Genomic DNA, 20845 nt, shown 5'->3' on the forward strand with positions numbered 1-20845 from the left:
ATGGGGGCATTAGTCTGAGCCAGTGTTCAACGCCGGTCTCGCTGAGGTTCAGCTATGAGCCGCGTGGCAACAATGGGATCCGGTTCCTGGGGCACTGTTTTTTCAATGGTGATGGCTGATGCGGGCAGCGATGTCGTCATGTGGTCGCGCGATGTGACGATTGCTGCTGAGATCAACTCTGTCCACAGCAATGAGCTGTACCACCCGGGATTGGTTCTCCCATCATCAGTGCGTGCCACCACAGATGCGGCGGATGCGCTTGCAGGCGCCGACATCGTCGTCATTGCCCTGCCAGCTCAGGTGCTGCGCGCGAATCTTGCTGAATGGGCGGTGTTCATTCCGGCCAATGCCATCTTGGTCAGTCTCATCAAGGGCATTGAACTTGGAACCATGCGCCGCATGAGCGAGGTCATTGCCGACGAGACTGGTGCGGCACCGGAGCGGATTGTCGTGGTGTCCGGCCCGAATCTGGCACGTGAGATTGCGATGCGCCAACCTTCGGCCACCACGGTTGCCTGTGTTGACGAATCCAGCGCACAGTTGTTGCAGGACGCTTGCACCACGGACTACTTTCGCCCGTACTGGACGACCGACGTGATTGGCACCGAGGTCGGTGGCGCGGTGAAGAACGTCATCGCTGTGGCCAACGGCATGGCGGCGGGCATGGGCTTGGGCGAGAACTCGCAGGCTTCGCTGATGACGCGTGGCTTGGCCGAGATCGCCCGTCTAGGCGTGGCTCTTGGCGCAGATGCGCTGACCTTCCAGGGCTTGGCTGGTGTTGGCGATCTCGTGGCTACCTGTCAATCGCCACTGTCGCGCAATCGCACTTTCGGCGAGAACATCGGCAGTGGGCTTTCGGTCGCGGAGACCATTGAGCGCACTCGGCAGACCTGCGAGGCCTACCGCAGCTGCGAGCCGATCTTGGAACTTGCTCGGGCTCACAATGTCGACATGCCGATTACGGAGCAGGTCGTCAACGTGCTGCACTATGGAGCAGCACCCCGCACTATGGCGGCAGCTTTCATGGCTCGCGACACCAAGCCTGAGCATGAAGGTGCTGCACTCGGGGCCAGCGGGTGAGTTCGACCAGATTGCGCGTCGCTGTAATTTTTGGTGGTCGAAGCAGTGAGCACAGCATCTCTTGCATCAGTGCCGCCGGAGTGATGCGTGCTTTGGATCCTACGAAATATGAGGTCCTGGCGATCGGCATCACCACTGAGGGCCGTTGGCTCAAGGCGGATCCGGCCCTTGATTTCTCAGTCACAGGTACCGACTTGCCCAAGGTCGCAGAGACCGGGGAATGTGCCGCGCTGAGTCCAGACCCGGCACAGCTCCTTGCTCAACTCGGGAAGATAGATGTGGTGTTCCCAGTCCTTCACGGCCCATGGGGCGAGGACGGCACTGTGCAGGGGCTGCTCGAACTCTGCGAACTGCCCTATGTCGGATCGGGAGTATTGGCGTCTGCAGCGGGCATGGACAAGATCACCATGAAGGTGCTCCTGGCCCACGCAGGCTTGCCGGTCGGATCCTTCATCGGAATCTCTGATCGTCAGTGGCGTGAAAGCACCCCGGAATGCCTCACCCGCGCATCTGATCTCGGCCTGCCCATGTTCGTGAAGCCTGCGCGAGCTGGATCCTCGCGAGGAATCTCCAAGGTCAAAGCGCTCTCCGCACTGGCGGCCGCGGTCGAAGAAGCCCGTATGCATGACCCGCGTGTGATTGTCGAAGCAGCTGTCCAAGCCGGGCGTGAGATTGAGTGCGGGGTTCTGGTTCAACTCGATGGCCGGGTCGGGGCAAGCAGATGTGCCGAGATCGTCGTTGGTGGACAGCATGAGTTCTATGACTTCGATGCGAAATATCTCGAGGATTCCGCCGAACTGATTGTTCCGGCGCAGTTGGAGCCGGAAATGGAAGAAGAGATTCAGGCGCTTGCGGTCCAGGCCTTTGAAGCGCTCGGCTGCGAAGGGTTGGCCCGAGTCGATTTCTTCATTGGTGCAGATGGCGCCATCTTGATCAATGAGGTCAACACCATGCCAGGATTTACTCCGATCTCCATGTTCCCGCGAATGTGGCAGGCATCAGGCTTGAGTTACTCCGAAGTACTTGATGCACTGATCATGGATGCCGTGCGGCGTGGCACCGGACTCCGTTGAATCCGCCGGAACCGGGCAGCCTCGCTGAACTTGGTGAATTTGCGCTGATAGCCAAGGTCACCGAGGGATTGCCTGAGATGTCTCAAGTGCTTGTCGGGCCCGGAGATGACGCTGCGGTGGTCGTTTCGGCCCACGGCTCAGTCGTCATCAGCACGGACGTCTTGATTGAGGGCCGCCATTTTCGGCGTGACTGGTCTACGCCGATCGACATCGGCCGGCGTGCGGCAGCTGCGAGCCTCGCGGACATCGTTGCCATGGGAGCCCGGCCGACTGCGGTGGTCGTTGGGTTCGCAGCGCCGGCTGATCTGCCGTCGGCGTGGGCAGTCTCCTGCACCGCTGGTCTTCGTGCCGAACTGGATTCCCTTGTGGTCGCACTCGTAGGAGGTGACGTCACCTCCGCTGACACTGTGATGATCACGGTGACGGCCATCGGTGATCTCGAAGGTCGCAAGCCAGTCTTGCGATCCGGTGCTCAGGCCGGCGATCTCATCGCCATTGCTGGGCGACATGGTTGGGCAGCAGCCGGACTGGCACTACTGTCACGCGGATTCCGATCACCGAAGAAGCTCGTTGATGCGCATCGCTACCCGCTGCCGCCCTACGGCGCCGGACCACTTGCCGCACTGACGGGCGCAACGTCAATGATTGACGTGAGCGATGGGCTCATCGCCGACTCGCGGCACATTGCTCAAGCCTCCGATGTGGTCCTCGCGATCGACAGCTCGCTGATCCAGGTGCCAGAAGAACTCGCCTCGGCTGCCTCGGCGTACAACATGGATCCGCGCGAGTGGATGCTCACAGGTGGCGATGACCACGCATTGCTCGCCACTTTCCCCAAGACGGTGAAAGTGCCGTCGAGTTTCGTCGTCATCGGCGAAGTGCGGGAGGTATCGGCTCAAGGGCCAGGAGTGCTCGTGGATGGTCATTTCGTAACGGGCGCTGGTGGACACGAGCACTTTCGATCTTGAGCCCGCTAAAACAAATCAGGCGCAGTCAATGACTGCGCCTGATAAGAATGAGGGGAACTATCCGCGAACGACCTTGCCGGCCTTCAGACAAGAGGTGCAGACATTCTGGCGCTTGGGGGTCTTGCCCACGAGCGTGCGAACGCGCTGGATGTTCGGGTTCCAACGACGCTTGGTGCGTCGGTGTGAGTGAGAGATGCTGTGCCCGAAGCCTGGGCCCTTACCGCAGACGTCGCAGTTAGCAGACACCGTGCACTCCTATCGTGTTCAGGGCAGATCCCGATCGCGCCGGAGCGCGTGACGGGGTCGAGCCTGGTGTTGGATGCTGTCCGATACCAACGAGTTCTTCGAGCAGCCGACCTAGGTTACCCGAGTCTGGCTTGGCTTACAAAACCGGGTGAAAGTCCGGCAAATCCGGGAGGTGCGCCATCAGTACGGAGGAGGCGTCAACCCGGCTGGATCGGGTCCTTGGAGGCAAGACCGCCGCGGCGCTGACGAAGGCCTTTGGCTACACGATTGTCGGCGAATTATTGCGCCACTACCCACGGCGGTACGTGGCGCGGGGAGAGCTGACCGACATGCGAACTCTCATCGACGGCGAGGCCGTGACCTTGCTTGCAGAGGTGGTCAGCGTAACCAGCCGCCCGATGCGCCAGCGGCGAGGCAACCTCGTGGAGGTGGTCGTCAGCGATGGCACTGAGCGCATCAGTCTGACCTTCTTCAACCAGCGTTGGCGCGAGGCGATTTTCCGCACTGGCCGCCGAGGTCTCTTTGCAGGTGAAGTGACGAGCTATCGCGGCAAGCGACAGCTCACCCATCCCACATTTGAACTCTTCGCCGATGATGTTGACGAGGATGAGGAGCGGATCGCGATGTTCGCGGGCGCCTTCATTCCGGTGTATCCGGCAACCATCGGTGTGAGTTCAATGCAGATCGCGCGGGCTATTGGCGTCATCCTGGACACCCTGCCCCCGCTTCCAGATCCAATCCCTGAAGGCTTGCGCGATGAGCGCGGCCTCCTGAATCTGCGTGAATCTCTCATTGCCGTCCACCGCCCGGAGAGCCAGATCGAGATCGACGAAGCGCGCAAACGGCTGAAGTTCGAGGAGGCCTTTCTCCTGCAGGCCGTGCTGGCACAGCGGCGCGCTGAGCTTGCGCAACTCCCTGCCCGCGCGCGGGTTATCCGCGATGGACCACTGCTGAGGGAATTCGATGCTGGTTTGCAGTTCACACTCACTGAAGGCCAAGAGATCGTTGGGGCGCAAATCGCCGATGACCTCGCCGGGCTTCATCCCATGCATCGACTGCTGCAAGGCGAGGTCGGCTCAGGAAAGACCTTGGTGGCCTTGCGCGCGATGCTCAGCGTCGTCGATTCTGGAGGTCAAGCTGCTCTCCTTGCACCGACTGAAGTGTTAGCCGCGCAGCATTTCCAATCGATCACCTCATTGCTCGGGCCAATCGCGCAGGGTGGAATGCTCGGCGGACATGACTCCGGCACTCAAGTTGCGCTGGTCACCGGTTCGATGAAGGCGGCACAGCGACGCAAGGATTTGCTCAAGATCATCTCTGGGGACGCCGGCATCGTGATCGGCACTCATGCCCTGCTCACTGACACGGTGCAATTCAGAGATCTTGGTCTTGTGGTTGTTGACGAGCAGCATCGATTTGGTGTTGAACAGCGTGCGGCACTTGCCGCCAAGGCCGCCGATGACACCCGACCGCACGTGCTCGTTATGACCGCGACTCCGATACCGAGAACTGTGGCAATGACAGTATTTGGTGATCTCGACGTATCTCTGCTTGAAGGCCTGCCAGCCGGAAGAGCAGGTGTGACCACGCACGTCGTCGCCGCAAGCGAACGTCCAGCATTTGTGGATCGAGCTTGGGAACGCGTGCGAGAGGAGGTCGCTGCTGGGCATCGCGCATTCGTCGTCTGCGCTCGGATCGGGCAGGACGACGAAGAAGAAGAGACTCTTGCTGAAGATTCCCAGTCAGCAACTCGTGCTGCGGGTGTACGGGAAACCGCTGCCTATCTGGAAAGTGGTCCTCTTGCTGGTCTGCGCATCTCAATCCTGCACGGTCGGATGACCTCCGATGAGAAGAGTGCGGTGATGAAGGCCTTTGCAAATCCAGATGCAGCAAACGCGATTGACGTTCTGGTATCAACGACCGTGGTCGAGGTCGGCGTCGATGTTCCCAATGCGACAGTGATGGTTGTCCTTGACGCCGATCGTTTCGGGATTTCGCAGTTGCACCAACTTCGAGGCCGTGTTGGTCGGGGCAGTTTCGCGGGCCTGTGCTTGCTGCTGACTGATGCACCTGAGGGATCACCCGCTCGTGAGCGCTTGGACGCGGTGGCTTCGACAACTGATGGCTTCGAGCTCTCCAGACTCGATCTGTTGCAGCGCCGCGAGGGTGATGTGCTGGGTGTTTCGCAAGCTGGCAAGCGCTCATCTTTGAAGTTGTTACAGGTCGTCAGCGACGTCGAGGTCATCGAGCAAGCCAGAGAGTGCGCTATTGCCTTGGTATCCGAGGACCCCTCGCTTGCGCAGTATCCCGCTCTCGTGAGTGCTCTGGATGAACTCATTGCCGAGGATCAAGCGGAATTCTTGGAGAAAGCATGACTCGGATCATTGCTGGCAGCGAGCGCGGACGACGTCTTGCCGTTGCGGCTCATGGAACCCGTCCGACTTCGGATCGGGTGCGGGAATCACTCTTCTCCACTCTCACCAGCATTTTGCTGCATGAAGGAAGGTCGTGGTCACAGGTGACCGTGCTCGACCTATATGCAGGAAGCGGCGCGATTGGGCTGGAGGCTGCCAGTCGCGGCTGCACTGATGTCGTGCTCGTCGAGAGGACTCATGCATCGGCGGAGGTGATCCGAACAAATATCGATGCGGTTGGGCTCGCAGGAGTCGTTCTGGTGCAGACCACTGTTGAAGCATTGGCCCTACGCCCGGCCATTCGGGCACATTCACTGGTATTTGCGGATCCGCCGTACGACGTCGCTGCCGATCGCTTGAGAAAGAACCTTGATGCTTTGCAGATGTCTGGCTGGATCGCGGCAGATGCTTGTGTGGTGGTCGAGCGTGGATCACATGATCATGAGTCTCCATTTCCGCCGGCGTGGGACGAGTTTGACCAACGCAGATACGGGGACACCGTGCTTTGGTACGGTCGCCCGACAGCCATGACAGGAGAATGATCGGTGCGAAAAGCAGTTTGCCCAGGATCCTTTGATCCGGTAACCAATGGGCACCTTGATGTCTTTGCTCGAGCAGCGCATCTGGCCGACGAGGTTGTGATTTTGGTGGCCATCAACAAGAACAAGGCCGGCACTTTCAGCGTCGAGGAGCGCATGGACATGCTCCGCGAGGTCGTTGCTCCCTATCCCAACGTCAAGGTGGATTCCTTCATGGGGCTGCTCGTTGACTACTGCAAGGCAAATCAAGTCCAGGCGATCGTCAAAGGACTTCGTGCCGTCACCGATTTCGACTACGAGCTGCAGATGGCTCAGATGAACTATCGGCTGACCGGCATCGAGACTCTCTTTGTCTCCACCAATCCGATTTACAGCTATCTATCCTCAAGTTTGATCAAAGAGGTGGCCAATTTCGGCGGCGATATCGATGGCTTGCTTCCCGACCCTGTGCAGGCGCGCCTGCTGGCACGCGTCGCCGAGGCCAAGCAATAACCAGACTTTTGCCCCATCCATGAGACCGTAGGCATCGGATTGCGTTGGTGCGCCGGGTAATTGGTAAGGAGTGGTTGTGGATTTGCAGGACCGGTTAGAAGAGCTTGCCGTTGTCATCGAAGACGCCAAGGCCATGCCACTGTCGGCTTCGTGCATCGTCAACCGCCAGCAGGTCCTGGATTTGATCGAAGAGGTCCGGCAACTGTTGCCCGAATCGGTCTATCGTGCAGATGAGCTGCTGGCTGATCGCGAGTCCGTGGTACTCGATGGTCGCCGTGAGGCCGATCGCATTCTGGAGCGTGCGCGAGCAGAGGCTGATCGCATGGTGGCTCAGCATGAGGTCTATCTGGCCGCTGTCGCTGAGGCAGAAGCGCTGCGAAGCGCAGTCGACGATGAGACCAGCCGCATGCGCACTGAAACCGATGACTACATCGATGCCAAGTTGGCCACCTTCGAGATCACTCTGCAAAAGACTTTGCAGACCGTCGACAGAGGCCGCGAGCGCTTGCGCAGCCAGATGTATCAGGAGCTGGCTCCCGCACCCGAGACCGATGATGACTTCGGCGGCGGCTTCTACGACGACCAGAGTTAGGGTCGCCGGGCCGCTTTGGGTCCTTGGGGCAAACCGGGTACGCTTGCCTGTCAGCCTCTCGCGAGGCCTTGGTTTACCTCGGTGAATGCCGCTGGAATTTCCAAAAGGGGAGCTGTGAACAGCCTCGATCCACGCAGTGCGCTCGTGCTGGACACGCACGCGCTGGGCCTGCAACGCAGGCCTGGGTCGATGATCACAGTGAGCCGAACGGCACCAGCACCAGGTGACTTGGGCGTCGCGTTGGCCAGAATCGCTCCGGATTCGCCGATTGAGTTGGAACTTCGACTCGAATCAGTGATGGAAGGAGTGCTGGTCAGCGGAGAAGCGGAACTTCAGGTCAGCGCCGAATGTGCGCGTTGTCTGGAGCCGCTGACCTGGGAGGAAGCGGTTGACATCAGCGAGCTGTTTGCCTATCCCGCCACGGATTCTCGCGGCGCGATTGTCGAGGAGCCCGAGGGTGACGAGGATCCGCTGCCGACTCTCGAGGGTGATCTCATCGATCTCGAGCCGACGCTGCGGGACGCTGTGGTGCTGGCGCTACCAATGGCGCCTCTGTGCCAGGAGGATTGCGCGGGCTTGTGCTCTGAATGCGGGGTACGCCTTGATGATCATCCAGGTCATGAGCATCAGATCGCTGACCCGCGTTGGGCGGCCTTGGCCGAACTCGCGAAACCAGAACCGGGCAAGGCGTCCGCCGAAGCCCTGCCCGAACCACGCAACAGTTGAAAGAGGAAGACCGTGCCAGTACCAAAGCGGAAAACGTCGCGCTCCAACACTCGTCACCGACGTTCGCAGTGGAAGACCACTGTCCCAAACCTGGTGACGTGCACGCGCTGCCAGTCCAAGCGTCTTGCGCACACAGCCTGCCCGACCTGCGGCACGTACGCCAAGCGTCGCGTTCTGGACGTCTAGTCACCACATGACCACGGTTGCCGTCGACCTGCTCGGGGGAGACGGGGCACCCGGAGTTATCGCCGATGCGGCGGCCACCTTGCTGTCGGTGGGCGAGCATCCCGGACTCCGGCTTGTTCTCGTTGGTCCCATCGACGTCGCTCGCAGTCAATTGCTGGCGCGGGGCGTCGATCTTGATCGTGTCACCCTGCTGCCAGCTCCCTTAGGCGTGACCATGGACGCGCACCCCCTTGAAGTGGTGCGCACAGATGCGCAGCGAGATGATGCTGAGACCACTGTTGTTGTTGCTGCCCGAGCCGTCCGTGATGGTCTGGCCGATGCCTGGGTATCGGTTGGCCATACAGGCGCATCGGTGGCTGCAGCAGTGCTCACTCTTGGGCGTATTCCCGGAATGCAGCGTCCGGCCCTCGCCGTCGTCGTGCCAGCGCTTGCGCGGCCTGTGGTCCTGCTCGACGTTGGTGCTACCACGAGTGCTTCGGTAAGTGCGCTGGTCCAATTTGCAATCGCGGGTGCTGCGTTCGCGCGGGCCGTTGGCGTGGAAACTCCCACTATCGGACTTCTGACCATTGGCTCAGAGTCAGGCAAAGGCGACGAGCTGCGCATTGAGGCCGATTCCCAATTGCAGAGCGAACTTGGCGCAGCCGGGCTCAAATACGTTGGTCCAGTTGAGGGTTTTGACATCACCCGCGGGTCCATCGCCCAGGTCATCGTCACCGATGGCTTCACCGGAAATGTTGTGTTGAAAAGCATCGAGGGCGCTGCGGCCTGGTCGGCACATCGCATCGGACAGGCCTATGGCGATCCCGGTCCAGCTCGCGGAGTTGTGCGGCAGGCTGCCTCTGGATCTTTCGCCGGCGGTTTGGTACTTGGCGTTGAGGGAGTCACAGTGGTGGGTCACGGTGCGGGCACCGCTGCGCAGGTCATCGGATGTGTCGAGTTGGCCCAGCGTGCTGTTGAGCAGGATCTCGTGGGCAATGTGCGCACAGCATTGGCGGAGCAGCCGTGATCGACGAGGTAGCTGCTGCCATGACGCGGGTACTGGGCCATCCGGTGAATCTTCGCGAGGACACCCCGCTTGAGAATCTCGGGCATTGGCCGCTGATCGCCGTGCTGGTTGCACGGGCCTTGCATGAGGCGACCGGCATCGTTCTGACCGATGAACAACTGGAGCAAGCCGAAACTGCTGGGGACCTTGCGCTGGCACTGGAATTAGCTCAGCAATGAGCAATTCGCGCAATCCCGCGCGCAAAGCACAGCTCGTTCGCCTGCGCACTTCGCTGGCAGTCGATGTCACCGAAGATCTGCTCGATCTCGCGCTCACGCATCGATCCTTTGCCTACGAGCATGGTGGAGCGCCCGACAATGAACGCCTGGAATTTCTCGGTGACTCGGTTTTGGGCATCTTGGTAACAGACGAGTTGTATCGCCGTTATCCCGAACTCGCCGAGGGACAGCTGGCGAAGATTCGTGCGGCGGTTGTCAACGCGCGCGCGCTGGCCGAGGTCGCCCGAGCATTGGATCTCGGCTCCTACCTGCTGCTTGGTCGCGGAGAGATCAGCACAGGCGGTCAGGACAAGTCCTCGATCCTCGCCGACAGCACCGAAGCAGTGATAGGAGCTATCTATCTCACCAGCGGAATCGGCGGCGTTGGCGAGTTCATTCACCGCATCTTTGATCCGATGATCATCGCTTCTGCTGATTTGGGTGCCGGCCTGGATTGGAAGACTTCTCTACAGGAAGTGTGCGCGTCGCAGGAACGCGGAGTTCCGATCTATGCAATTCAGGATTCTGGTCCGGATCATGCAAAGGAATTCCATGCCGAAGTCCTCGTGGCCCAGACGGTGCTCGGCACTGGTGACGGTCGATCCAAGAAGATCGCAGAGCAACAGGCAGCAGAGATGGCATATCGCGCGTTGACCCACGATGCCTGAACTGCCAGAAGTCGAAGTCGTTCGTCGTGGGGTGGGGCAGTGGGCAGTAGGACGAAGCATCAATGAGGTGGAAATCCTGCATTCGAGAGCGGTTCGTCGGCAGGAGGCCTCTCTTTCATCGATGCTGAAGGGTCGCATCTTTGCCTGCGCCAGCCGGCGAGGAAAATATCTGTGGCTGCCACTCGAGGCTTCCGATCAATGTCTGGTCGTGCATCTGGGCATGAGCGGTCAACTGCTCATGCAATCCGTCGAGAAAGTTGATGAGCCCCATTTGCGCGTTCGCTTCGCATTTGCCGATGAAGGGCCCCAGCTGAGATTCGTGGATCAACGCACCTTTGGTTCGGTCATGACAGACGTCTTGGTACCTGATGATCGCGATGGCCAGATCCCTCGTTCAATTGATCACATTGCACGCGATCCGCTCGATCCAGACTTTGACGATGACCTGTTCCTCGCCCGTCTGCGATTGCGGGATTCTGAAATCAAGCGACTGTTGCTGGATCAGAATCTCATCTCTGGCATCGGCAACATCTATGCCGACGAGTCACTCTGGCGGTCAAGAATTCGAGCGACTCGATCCGGTTCCAGTATCAGCACTTCGAAGTGCAGGCAGTTGCTAGACGATGTCCGAGCGGTGATGACCGATGCGCTTGCGCAAGGAGGAACCAGCTTCGATTCGCTGTACGTCAACGTCAACGGGGAGTCGGGCTACTTCAGTCGATCACTCAATGCTTACGGCCGTGAAGGCGAGCCATGCGCACGATGCGGCACCGAGATGCATCGCGCGCGCTTCATGAATCGATCCAGTTTCTACTGCCCGCGCTGTCAGCGCGCCTGAGCAAGTTCATGGGTTGAAACTGAAAGTTCAGTGCCGCGAGCTGGCGGATAGCGCAGGACGATGAAGCCTCCGATGATTGGGGGGAGCTGCGAGGCAAATTCGCGGTAGCGCGGGCGGCGAAGGTTGCCCCGATGGGCGTCTGCTCACGATTTGGGAGCTCGGGATGGGTGCGTCAAGAGAATCCCTGATCGAGGGTGACCGATAGGCTGAAGTGAAACGTCCACGGCGGCCTTCCCCACGCCCCAGATACCCGGAGCGAAGTGCATCTCAAGACGCTGACCCTCAAGGGCTTCAAGTCCTTCGCCTCGTCAACGACCCTCCATTTTGAACCAGGGGTGACCTGTGTTGTGGGTCCAAATGGCTCCGGCAAGTCCAATGTCGTGGATGCCTTGGCCTGGGTCATGGGTGAGCAGGGGGCCAAATCCTTGCGCGGCGGCAAGATGGAGGACGTCATCTTCTCGGGCACCTCAGGGCGGGCTCCGCTCGGCAGAGCTGAGGTCTCGCTCACAATCGACAACTCCGATGGCGCTTTGCCCATTGAGTACACCGAAGTCACGATCTCCCGAATCCTGTTTCGCAACGGTGGCTCCGAATACGCCATCAACGGCCAGCCATGTCGGCTGCTCGATGTTCAGGAACTGCTCAGCGATTCGGGTATCGGTCGCGAGATGCATGTGATCGTGGGCCAAGGACAACTCGACACCATCTTGCAAGCCACCCCAGAAGATCGCCGTGGCTTTATAGAAGAGGCAGCCGGGGTCCTCAAGCACCGCAAGCGCAAGGAGAAGGCCCTCCGAAAATTGGATTCGATGGAGGCCAATCTCACGCGCTTGCAGGATCTCACCACCGAGCTTCGCCGTCAGTTGAAGCCGCTGGGACGCCAAGCCGAGGTCGCTCGTCGAGCTGTCGTGATCCAAACCGATGTACGCGACTCGCGGTTGCGCATCATGGCCGACGATCTCGTGAAAATGCGGGAAGCACTCGCGGCTGAAGTGGCAGATGAATCAGCCTTGCGCGAGCGTCAGCTTTCAGTTGAGTCAGCCCTCACGCAATTGCGTGAGCAGGAGTCCTTCGCGGAGCAAGAAGCACTCGCAGATGCTCCCCGGCTGGAGGAAGCACAAGAGACCTGGTTTGCGGTGAGCGGATTGCGCGAGCGCTTTCACGGTCTCGTGCAACTTGCAGCCGAGCGCGTGCGCAATCTTCAGCCGGAGCCGGTTGAAGAAAATCCCGGCCGCGATCCAGAACAACTCGATGCCGAGGCGCGTGGTCTTCGTTCTCAGGAGTTTGAGCTTGGGCGTGAAGTGGAGGCTGCCCGCGATGGCCTCGCCGGAGCGGTCACCGCACGCCAGGGCGCCGAAGAGGCCCTGGCGATTGAAGAACGACGGGTTGCCACCTCTGAGCGAGCAGCAGCTGATCGTCGCGAGGGTTTGGTCCGGCTCACTGGGCTGGTCAATGCGGCGCACTCGCGAGTTGAAGCGCGCGCGCATGAACTCGAGCGTTTGAGCGGGGCCATAGGCGAAGCCACGGCACGCAGCGAACAAGCCATGTCTGAGTTCCAGTCGATTGAGGTTCAGGTCGCCGGGCTTGACGAGGGTGAACTTGGTCTCGACGCACGCCATGAGGATGCCGAATCGGCTCTGGTCGCGGCCGACGCCGAGGTCGAGCGACTCCGCGGAGTGGAAGCACGCAGCGAGCGGGAGCGAGCCGCGCTTTCGGCGCGTCTCGAGGCGCTGTCGATGTCCCTGATGCGCAAGGACGCTGGCGGGGTCCTGGTGGCCGAAGGCGATCGACTTCCGGGGATGCTCGGAACTCTCGCGTCTCAACTGCATATCGAATCGGGTGCGCAAGGGGCAGTCGCCGCGATCCTGGGTGATCTTGCCGACGCCGTTGTTGTGCGAGGCGTAGAAGCGGCCGTTACGTCAATAGTTCTGTTGAAAGAGCGAGATGCCGGACGCGCAGCACTCGTCATTGCCTCGCACGAGCCAACGGCGCCTTCACCGCTCCGAGGACCCGCGCCAGTAGGGCAGTGGCTGCGCCAGCAGGTCACCTGTGATGAAGCTTTGACATCGGCCGTTGATCGGCTCCTGGACGGTGTCGTGCTCATTGGTGACGTCGATCAAGCGGCAACGCAATCTCAGTTGCACGCAGAACTCACTTTTGTTACACCAGTGGGTGACATTTTCGCGCGCGATGTGGTGCACGGCGGCTCGCAGAGCACCTTGAGTCTGCTTGAGGTGCAAGCCGCGTACGACGAGACTTCTGCCGCTTTGCAACAAGCCGTGCATGCCTCTGAGCGTGCCCGCTTTGACATGGTGGCAGCACGACAGACTCAAGCACAGGCAGCAACTCAGGTTGAGGCAACCCTTTCGGGCCTCCACGAGTCTGACGCCCGCATGGCGGCCGTCGCTGAACAGCTGGGACAACTTGGTCAGATCGCGCGATCGGCCAGCGCCGAGGCTGATCGACTCAAATCAGCTCTCGCCGCTGGTAAGATTGCCAACGCGACCGACTTGGCTCACCACGACGAACTCGTCGCGCGCCTGGCCGCGGCGCAAAGTGAACCCGACACAGACCTTGGCGCGGATCAACGAGGCGAATTGGCCCAGCAGGCCGTTGTGGCCCGGCAGTTCGAGGTTGAAGCGCGCCTTTCGCTGCGCACTGGTGAAGAGCGTCTGGGCGCCGTAGGTATTCGCGCCGACCAACTCGAACGAGCCGCAGCGGCCGAACGCGAAGCCAGAGTAGCTGCGGTCCAACGTCGCGAGCAACGCGCGCGCGATCTCATCGTTGCTGTTGCCGTGCTCAATGGCGCGCGCGCGGCACTTTCTCGCACCGAGGCTTCCGTAGCTATCGCGAGCAACGAGCGCACTGGTGCCGAGCGAATTCGCAAGAGTCGTGACGAACGCCTCACCATTGTGCGAGGACGCATTCGCGAACTTGCCGTCGAGTTCGATCTGCTCAAGGACAGCGTGCATCGCGATGAAGTCACGCGTGCCGAACAGCGCATGCGCATTGAGCAATTGACTGATCGAGCGATGGAGGAATTCGGCATTGAAGCCGAGGTCCTTCTCGAGGAATATGGCCCCGATCAACTCGTCCCGCCGAGCCCAACGGTTCCCGGTGACGAAATTCCAGCCGATGCGCCGAAGCCGGAGCCCTACCCATACGTTCGCGCCGAGCAGGAGAAGCGGCTGAGGGCAGCCGAGCGAGGATTGGCATTGCTCGGTCGCGTCAATCCTCTGGCACTTGAAGAATTCACAGCTATGGAAGAGCGTCATCAGTTCTTATCCGAGCAGCTCGATGACCTTCGACGCACGCGTGATGATCTGCTCGACATCATCAAAGAAGTCGATGCCCGTGTAGAGCAGGTATTCACCGAGGCCTACGTCGAAATCGAACGCGAGTTTGAAGGAGTGTTCAGTCGACTCTTCCCGGGGGGGGAGGGTCGGCTGATTCTGACCGATCCAAGCAACATGTTGACCACTGGTGTCGACGTCGAAGCACGACCGCCCGGAAAGAAGATCAAGCGGCTTTCCCTGCTGTCTGGTGGCGAGCGATCGCTGACTGCCGTCGCCTTTCTGGTTGCGCTCTTCAAAGCACGCCCAAGTCCGTTCTATGTCCTTGACGAAGTTGAGGCTGCCCTTGACGATATCAATCTTGGTCGCCTCATCGACATCATTGACGAGCTGCGTACAGGTTCACAGTTGATAGTCATCACCCACCAAAAGCGCACGATGGAAATTGCTGATGCGCTCTACGGAGTCTCGATGCGAGGCGATGGAGTCACGCAGGTCATCGGGCAACGGCTTCGTGAGGCGGCAACAGCATCATGAGCACCCAACTGTGGGTCGCGCTCAGTGTCCTGATCGTCCTGGTTGTGGTTGTGGCACTTGTCTATGCCGTTGTCACTCGAGGATCGCGCGAGAGCGCAGAAGAACTCATCACCTTTGGTCGAGCGCCAATCGACAGCGATGAGCCAATTCCAATCGCTGATGTGGGCGCCAACGCTGGCGAGGGGTCGAGTTGGACTGAGCCCGCCTATCAAGAGCCAATACCCAGTGACGAGTTGGAGTCTTTCGGCTTTGAAATTCCTGAATCAGCAACTGGCCGCATGCAGCGCCTTCGCGCGCGGCTTGCCGGCTCGAATACTGCAATTGGCAAGGGTCTGCTTGCACTTCTCAGTCGCGATCAACTCGACAGTGACACTTGGGATGAAATCGAAGAGACCCTGCTCGCCGCAGATCTCGGCATAGGCCCAACTACCGAATTGATCGCCAAGCTTCGCCTTGACGTCCAGGTCGAAGGTGGGCGTAGCGTTGATCGCCTCACCCAACTGCTGCGCGAAGGCCTGCTCGAGCTTGTCAATCCAAACCTCGATCGCTCTTTGGTGACCAAGGTGGACGGCCGACCGGCAGTTGTGCTGGTCGTCGGCGTCAACGGCACGGGCAAGACCACGACGACAGGCAAATTGGCCCGATTGCTTATCGCCCAAGATCAATCGGTCCTGCTCGGAGCGGCCGACACCTTCAGAGCAGCGGCAGCAGAGCAATTGCAGACCTGGGGTGATCGCGTCGGAGCGGCAGTTGTGCGTGGCCCAGAAGGAGGCGATCCGGCGGCGGTGGCCTTCGACGCAGTGTCAACTGCAACGGCGGCTGATATTGACACCGCTGTTATCGATACTGCAGGACGCTTGCACACCAAGACCGGCCTCATGGATGAACTTGGCAAGGTAAAGCGAGTCATTGAGAAGCAATCACCAGTTGACGAAGTGCTACTCGTGCTCGATGCCACCACTGGGCAAAATGGTCTCGTGCAGGCGCGCGTGTTCGCGGAAGTCGTCGAAATCACTGGAGTTGTCCTGACCAAACTCGACGGAACAGCCCGCGGCGGTATCGTGATCGCCGTTCAGCGTGAATTGGGAGTGCCAGTGAAATTAGTCGGGCTGGGCGAAGGGCCCGACGATCTGGCACTGTTTGATGCCGTTGCATTTGTGGAGGCGATAGTCAGTGGCTGATCCCGCGATCGTTGACGTGCCCAATGGCCGCGAGCGACTGCTTTTGGCTACCGAAAGAGCCCTGAGAGCTGGCCGAGATATTCGCGTTGCAGAGATCTGCAAAGAGGCCAAGGTCAGTGCCGCGCTCATTTACAAGTATTTCGATGACCGCGAGGATTTGATCGCCGAGGGCTATGGCCGGATCTACCAGGGACTGGTTGCCCAAGATCTCGCTGGCCTGGCTGATTTCCCGACAGAGCCAGCTGAATTGCGTATTGCCATCCGAAACCAAGCTCGCCAGATCTTCAGTCGCGATCGCGATGACATCAGATGGGCTCGCTTGGAGGCTCTCTCACACGCCCGTATCAACCCCGGCGTGGCACGGCGCATCGAGAAGATCCGAACCGAATTGGTCGAAGAGTTCGCCAATGTCTTGATGGCCTATAAAGGTGCGGTCTTTACGCGCGACGAAGCGGCCACGATGTCAGTGATCGCCCTCGGCCTTGTCCTTGGCGTGACGGCGATGTCGTATCAGGAACTTTCGGATGAAAAGCGCGACGGTCTTGCTGAGATGTGGTCCACGATGATGATGGCGACCTTGGCGAAATACGCCGAATAATGTCCGCCTGAGTCCTAAGCGTTAACACATCCGTTACTTAGTCACCAAATATGTGACAGGACGGTAATCATCTGCGCAGCCAAGGGAAACCTGCGAACGAGAACCTCCGCTTGTCGATTACGCGACCGATCACTCTGTGGTTCGAAAGGAGACTGGAATGGATTCGGCTTTGAATTCAGGCAATACCGCCTGGCTGCTCACCAGCTCAGCGCTGGTGTTGCTCATGATCCCTGGGCTGGCCTTCTTCTATGGCGGCATGGTCCGCATGAAGTCCGTCCTCAACATGCTCATGATGGTTATGGGTGCACTGTTCATCGTCGGTGTCCTGTGGGTGCTCTACGGCTACTCGATGTCCTTTGGCGATTCCTATGGACAGCACGGCTGGCTCGGCAACATCAGTCAGTATTGGGGCCTCCAAGGCTTGATGGCTGATAACCCAGAGGCCACCGTCCCTGTGATGGGATTCGTCGCCTTCCAGGCGATGTTCGCCTGCATCACCGTCGGACTTATCGCAGGTGCTGTCGCAGACCGCATGAAATTCGCCGCTTGGCTGATTTTCGCAGGGATCTGGGCAACGGTCGTGTACTTCCCCGTTGCTCACTGGGTATTCGACCTTGCTGGTGACAACGGCGGCTGGCTATACAAGTACGGCGTGATCGACTTCGCCGGCGGTACCGCGGTCCATATCAATGCCGGTGTGGCCGGTCTTGCGCTTTGTATCGTCTTGGGCAAGAGAGTCGGTTGGCCTAAGTCGCCAATGCGTCCACACAACCTCACTTTGGTGATGATCGGTGCTGCTCTGCTCTGGTTCGGCTGGTTCGGCTTCAACGCAGGCTCGGAAATTGCTGCTGACAACACGGCCTCGGTCGTCTTCGTCAACACCTTTGCGGCAACCTGTGCGGCAGCTATCGGCTGGCTCATCACAGAGAAGATTCGTGACGGACATGCCACCTCGCTTGGTGCTGCATCCGGTGTTGTTGCCGGGCTTGTGGCCATCACGCCATCCTGTTCCGCAGTCAGCCCACTCGGCGCTCTCCTGATGGGTCTCATTGCCGGTGTGCTTTGTGCTCTGGCAGTTGGCTTGAAGTACCTCTTCAAGTTCGATGACTCACTGGACGTTGTTGGCGTCCACCTCGTGGGTGGCATGGTCGGCACTCTGCTCATCGGTTTCATCGCTACGGAGGATGCACCTGCAGGTGTCAATGGGCTCTTCTACGGTGGTGGCTTCGATCAACTTGGCAAGCAAGCAGTCGGTGCGTTCGCCGTACTCCTGTACTCGGGGATCCTGACGTTGATCATCGCCTATATCCTGAAATTGGTCATGGGCATTCGGATTACCGAAGAGCAGGAAATCACCGGCATCGATGTCTCTGAGCACGCAGAAACCGGATACGAGCTTGGGGAGTCAGGTGGCGGCGGCGTCTTCGCCGGCATGGGACACGCAGCATCGAACTCAGAGGAAGGCTAGACATGAAGTTGATCACCGCAATCATCAAGCCGTTCAAGCTCGAGGATGTCAAGGGTGCACTGGAGGCTGCGGGTATCCACGGCCTGACCGTGTCAGAGGCTTCCGGCTTTGGCCGGCAGCGCGGACACACTGAGGTTTACCGTGGCGCTGAATACACGGTTGACCTTGTGCCAAAGGTTCGTGTTGAGGTCGTCGTTGACGACGTCGATGCTGACCGCGTAGTCGACGCAATTGTTGCTGCGGCCCAGACTGGACGCATCGGCGACGGCAAGGTCTGGGTCTCCTCAGTCGAAGCCGTCGTTCGGGTTCGTACCGGCGAGCGCGGCGCGGACGCACTGTAATTTCACCGGGCTATTGATGCGCGTCGATGCTGAGTTCGTCAGCGCACGTGAAGCCATCGTGCGACGTCCTGGGCCATTTGGTCCAGGACGTCGCACTGCTTTGACCGAACTCACTGACGCCTGGCTGGCCCAGGTGTTCAAGGACTCGCATCCACTTGCCGATGGTGTGTGCCTGGTTGCTGTTGGCGGCCATGGCCGCGGCGAACTTGCCCCGGGCAGCGATCTGGATTTGGTGCTCTTGCACCGCATTGATCCGCGCAGGGCTGCCGCCATCGCCCAAGAACTCTGGTACCCAATTTGGGACGCGGGCATCGCCCTTGATCACAGTGTGCGCACTGTTGCCGAAGCCAGACGATTGGCCAGCGAGGACATCAAAGTCATCCTCGGGCTGCTTGACCTCCGCGTCATTGCAGGGGACGTCACCATTGGCGATCAGTTGCGCAAGGCCATATATGCCGATTGGCGTGCCACTGCGCCGAAGCGAATCGGTGATTTGCGCTTGCTCGTTGATCAGCGCAAAGAACTCTTCGGAGAGCTCAACACCATGCTTGAGCCAGACATCAAAGAGGCCTATGGCGGTCTTCGCGAAGCCACGGTGCTGCGCGCTATAGCCGCTTCGTGGATCACCGACATCACACACTCGTACTGGCAGGAAGGCGTTGACTACCTTCTTGATGTTCGCGATGCACTGCACCAAGTCAGTCACCGAAGTAGCGATCGCCTGCTGCTGCAGGAACAGGATGCGGTTGCCAACGCCCTTGGAGTGGGTGATGCCGATGATCTCTTGCGCGGTGTCTACACAGCGGCCCGTGCCATTGCGTATTCATCCGACACGACTTGGCATCGAGTCGATCGCCTCACGGTGCGATCCTCGCGCTTCAGCATGCGTCCCGTGCGCAAGGGGAGCCCTGAGCGGGTGCCGCTGACTGAAGGTGTTGTGGTGCAGGCCGGCGAAGCTGTGCTGGCGATTGAAGCCCGTCCCGAAAAGGACCCAGTGCTCATCCTGCGAGCCGCGGCCGCGGCTGCGCAGGCAGGCATTCCTTTGGCTCCGCATACGGTCAGTCGGCTCGCACAGGAAAGTGGACCGCTGCCAGATCCGTGGACTCAACCGGCGCGTGATGCCTTCCTGTCGCTCTTGGGAGCTGGCACTGCGACAGTGCAAGTGTGGGAAGCCCTGGATCAAGCAGGAGTGATATCGCGGTTGATTCCAGGGTGGGATGTCGTTCGCGCCGCGCCTCAGCGCAACGCCTTGCACAAGTACACCGTCGATCGGCACCTCATCGAATGCGTAGTGCAGGCCAGTGCGCTCACTCGCAATGTGGATCGCCCCGATCTGTTGCTGCTCGGTGCTCTCTTCCACGATTTTGGCAAAGCACGCGTTGGCAACCACAGCGAGCTGGGGGCAACTCTCGTTGTCAGCGTGATGAAATCCATGGGTTACGGGGCTGCCGACATTGGCATCGTGTCACTACTGGTCTTGCATCATCTCATGTTGTCGGAGATCGCGACCCGAAGGGACCTAGCCGATCCAGCCACGATTGCGTATGTGGCCGAACGTATTGCGGATCCACAGATCCTGGACCTCCTTGCGGCGCTGACTCAGGCTGATGCCATAGCCACCGGTCCATCAATGTGGACGGCTTGGCGCAAGAATCTTGTCGACGAACTGGTGATGCGCACGCATGAGGCAATTGCCGGCCGGCCACTGCCGCAGTTGCCGCATCTGACTGATGATCAGCAAGTCGCGATTGATCATGATGGCATCTGGGTGGTCATGGCTAACGCGGAGGACGGCTACGAGCTCACTTTGGCCGCGCCCGACCGCATTGGCCTGCTCGCCACCGTGGCCGGCGTGCTCGCGGTTCACCGACTCCAAGTGAGATCAGCCCAAGTCGTGACAGATGGTGATCGCGCAGTGCAATTGTGGAATGTGCAGCCCATCTTCGGAGATCCGCCCGGGATCGAACTGCTGAGTGAAGAACTTCGGCGGGCAATCGACGGCTCCTTTGATGTGGCGGAGCGACTGCGCAAACGCGATGAGGCGTACAGCCCCAATGTTCAAGCAGCTGCCCCACGCATCGATGTCATCGAAACAGCATCTGAGCGCTCGACTGTTCTTGAGGTTCGTGCCCATGACGCACCTGGTCTGCTCTACCGAATCTCGCGGGCAATTGCCTCGACGGATGCGGCGATCACTGGAGCTCGTGTTCAGACACTTGGCTCAGACGCAGTTGATGTCTTCTTTCTGGTTGACCGCAATGGCCAGGCCCTCAGCGAGCAGCACGCTGCTGCGGTGAAGGTGACTGTGCTGGGCGAACTCTTACAGCCATTACCCTGAACCC

The 20845-nt window shown here is 59.8% G+C and carries 20 protein-coding genes; 19 read left to right on the forward strand and 1 reads right to left on the reverse strand.

Features of this window, described 5'->3' with window-relative positions:
- Window positions 1–54 precede the first annotated feature (54 nt).
- Genes Q7L55_03170 through Q7L55_03180 form a run of 3 tightly spaced genes read left to right on the forward strand, consistent with a single transcriptional unit; the run spans window position 55 to window position 3121 of the window.
- Window positions 55–1080, forward strand: a complete 1026-nt coding sequence (locus Q7L55_03170; protein MDO8731560.1) for an NAD(P)H-dependent glycerol-3-phosphate dehydrogenase — start codon at window positions 55–57, stop codon at window positions 1078–1080.
- Window positions 1077–2153 carry a D-alanine--D-alanine ligase family protein gene (locus tag Q7L55_03175; protein MDO8731561.1) on the forward strand — a complete coding sequence of 359 codons (1077 nt, stop codon included), beginning with the start codon at window positions 1077–1079 and terminating at the stop codon, window positions 2151–2153. Before Q7L55_03170 ends, Q7L55_03175 begins: the two co-directional genes overlap by 4 nt.
- Window positions 2150–3121 carry a thiamine-phosphate kinase gene (locus Q7L55_03180; GenBank protein MDO8731562.1) on the forward strand — a complete coding sequence of 324 codons (972 nt, stop codon included), beginning with the start codon at window positions 2150–2152 and terminating at the stop codon, window positions 3119–3121. The genes Q7L55_03175 and Q7L55_03180 overlap by 4 nt, the downstream gene beginning before the upstream one ends.
- A 57-nt stretch (window positions 3122–3178) precedes the next feature.
- On the opposite strand, the gene rpmB is transcribed toward Q7L55_03180, so the two are convergent.
- Window positions 3179–3367 (reverse strand): 50S ribosomal protein L28, encoded by a 189-nt coding sequence (rpmB, locus tag Q7L55_03185; protein ID MDO8731563.1) that lies wholly within the window; start codon window positions 3365–3367, stop codon window positions 3179–3181.
- A gap of 179 nt (window positions 3368–3546) precedes the next feature.
- Between rpmB and recG the strand changes: the two genes are divergently transcribed.
- From recG to Q7L55_03265, 16 genes are all read left to right on the forward strand, one after another.
- Window positions 3547–5742, forward strand: coding sequence for an ATP-dependent DNA helicase RecG (recG, locus tag Q7L55_03190; protein ID MDO8731564.1), 2196 nt, complete (start codon window positions 3547–3549; stop codon window positions 5740–5742).
- Window positions 5739–6323 (forward strand): 16S rRNA (guanine(966)-N(2))-methyltransferase RsmD, encoded by a 585-nt coding sequence (gene rsmD, locus Q7L55_03195; GenBank protein MDO8731565.1) that lies wholly within the window; start codon window positions 5739–5741, stop codon window positions 6321–6323. Before recG ends, rsmD begins: the two co-directional genes overlap by 4 nt.
- A gap of 3 nt (window positions 6324–6326) precedes the next feature.
- Window positions 6327–6812, forward strand: coding sequence for a pantetheine-phosphate adenylyltransferase (gene coaD, locus Q7L55_03200; protein MDO8731566.1), 486 nt, complete (start codon window positions 6327–6329; stop codon window positions 6810–6812).
- 76 nt (window positions 6813–6888) lie between these two features.
- Window positions 6889–7404 (forward strand): hypothetical protein, encoded by a 516-nt coding sequence (locus Q7L55_03205; GenBank protein ID MDO8731567.1) that lies wholly within the window; start codon window positions 6889–6891, stop codon window positions 7402–7404.
- A 114-nt stretch (window positions 7405–7518) separates the two neighbouring features.
- Window positions 7519–8130, forward strand: a complete 612-nt coding sequence (locus tag Q7L55_03210) for a YceD family protein (protein ID MDO8731568.1) — start codon at window positions 7519–7521, stop codon at window positions 8128–8130.
- A gap of 12 nt (window positions 8131–8142) precedes the next feature.
- Entirely contained in the window at window positions 8143–8316 is a 174-nt protein-coding gene (gene rpmF / locus Q7L55_03215; GenBank protein MDO8731569.1) for a 50S ribosomal protein L32, read from the forward strand.
- Window positions 8317–8323: 7 nt separating this feature from the next.
- The gene (locus tag Q7L55_03220; GenBank protein MDO8731570.1) at window positions 8324–9322 is read left to right on the forward strand and encodes a phosphate acyltransferase PlsX; all 999 of its coding nucleotides are present in this window, start codon (window positions 8324–8326) and stop codon (window positions 9320–9322) included.
- Window positions 9319–9540: a phosphopantetheine-binding protein gene (locus Q7L55_03225; GenBank protein MDO8731571.1), complete on the forward strand. Its 222-nt coding sequence runs from the start codon at window positions 9319–9321 to the stop codon at window positions 9538–9540. Before Q7L55_03220 ends, Q7L55_03225 begins: the two co-directional genes overlap by 4 nt.
- Entirely contained in the window at window positions 9537–10247 is a 711-nt protein-coding gene (gene rnc / locus Q7L55_03230) for a ribonuclease III (protein ID MDO8731572.1), read from the forward strand. Before Q7L55_03225 ends, rnc begins: the two co-directional genes overlap by 4 nt.
- Complete coding sequence (gene mutM / locus Q7L55_03235; protein MDO8731573.1) at window positions 10240–11085, forward strand: bifunctional DNA-formamidopyrimidine glycosylase/DNA-(apurinic or apyrimidinic site) lyase; 846 nt, start codon at window positions 10240–10242, stop codon at window positions 11083–11085. Before rnc ends, mutM begins: the two co-directional genes overlap by 8 nt.
- Window positions 11086–11345: 260 nt before the next feature.
- On the forward strand, window positions 11346–14915 hold the full coding sequence (gene smc / locus Q7L55_03240) for a chromosome segregation protein SMC (protein ID MDO8731574.1): 3570 nt from the start codon (window positions 11346–11348) through the stop codon (window positions 14913–14915).
- Window positions 14912–16096, forward strand: a complete 1185-nt coding sequence (gene ftsY / locus Q7L55_03245; GenBank protein ID MDO8731575.1) for a signal recognition particle-docking protein FtsY — start codon at window positions 14912–14914, stop codon at window positions 16094–16096. The genes smc and ftsY overlap by 4 nt, the downstream gene beginning before the upstream one ends.
- On the forward strand, window positions 16089–16694 hold the full coding sequence (locus tag Q7L55_03250; GenBank protein ID MDO8731576.1) for a TetR/AcrR family transcriptional regulator: 606 nt from the start codon (window positions 16089–16091) through the stop codon (window positions 16692–16694). The genes ftsY and Q7L55_03250 overlap by 8 nt, the downstream gene beginning before the upstream one ends.
- A gap of 157 nt (window positions 16695–16851) precedes the next feature.
- A complete protein-coding gene (locus tag Q7L55_03255) occupies window positions 16852–18162 on the forward strand; it encodes an ammonium transporter (protein ID MDO8731577.1) in 1311 nt (436 codons plus the stop codon).
- 2 nt (window positions 18163–18164) lie between these two features.
- Window positions 18165–18503, forward strand: coding sequence for a P-II family nitrogen regulator (locus Q7L55_03260; protein MDO8731578.1), 339 nt, complete (start codon window positions 18165–18167; stop codon window positions 18501–18503).
- A gap of 16 nt (window positions 18504–18519) precedes the next feature.
- Entirely contained in the window at window positions 18520–20841 is a 2322-nt protein-coding gene (locus Q7L55_03265) for a [protein-PII] uridylyltransferase (GenBank protein ID MDO8731579.1), read from the forward strand.
- The last annotated feature ends 4 nt before the right edge of the window (window positions 20842–20845 follow it).

The organism is Actinomycetota bacterium, from assembly GCA_030650795.1.
Taxonomy (GTDB): Bacteria; Actinomycetota; Actinomycetes; order S36-B12; family S36-B12; genus UBA11398.

What these genes read in the sequence shown, in the direction of transcription:
- Q7L55_03170 (MDO8731560.1), top strand. Translation starts at nt 55, where the DNA reads ATGAGCCGCGTGGCAACAATGGGATCCGGTTCCTGGGGCACTGTTTTT.
- rsmD (MDO8731565.1), top strand. Translation starts at nt 5,739, where the DNA reads ATGACTCGGATCATTGCTGGCAGCGAGCGCGGACGACGTCTTGCCGTT.
- Q7L55_03220 (MDO8731570.1), top strand. Translation starts at nt 8,324, where the DNA reads ATGACCACGGTTGCCGTCGACCTGCTCGGGGGAGACGGGGCACCCGGA.
- rnc (MDO8731572.1), top strand. Translation starts at nt 9,537, where the DNA reads ATGAGCAATTCGCGCAATCCCGCGCGCAAAGCACAGCTCGTTCGCCTG.
- mutM (MDO8731573.1), top strand. Translation starts at nt 10,240, where the DNA reads ATGCCTGAACTGCCAGAAGTCGAAGTCGTTCGTCGTGGGGTGGGGCAG.
- ftsY (MDO8731575.1), top strand. Translation starts at nt 14,912, where the DNA reads ATGAGCACCCAACTGTGGGTCGCGCTCAGTGTCCTGATCGTCCTGGTT.
- Q7L55_03255 (MDO8731577.1), top strand. Translation starts at nt 16,852, where the DNA reads ATGGATTCGGCTTTGAATTCAGGCAATACCGCCTGGCTGCTCACCAGC.
- Q7L55_03260 (MDO8731578.1), top strand. Translation starts at nt 18,165, where the DNA reads ATGAAGTTGATCACCGCAATCATCAAGCCGTTCAAGCTCGAGGATGTC.
- Q7L55_03265 (MDO8731579.1), top strand. Translation starts at nt 18,520, where the DNA reads ATGCGCGTCGATGCTGAGTTCGTCAGCGCACGTGAAGCCATCGTGCGA.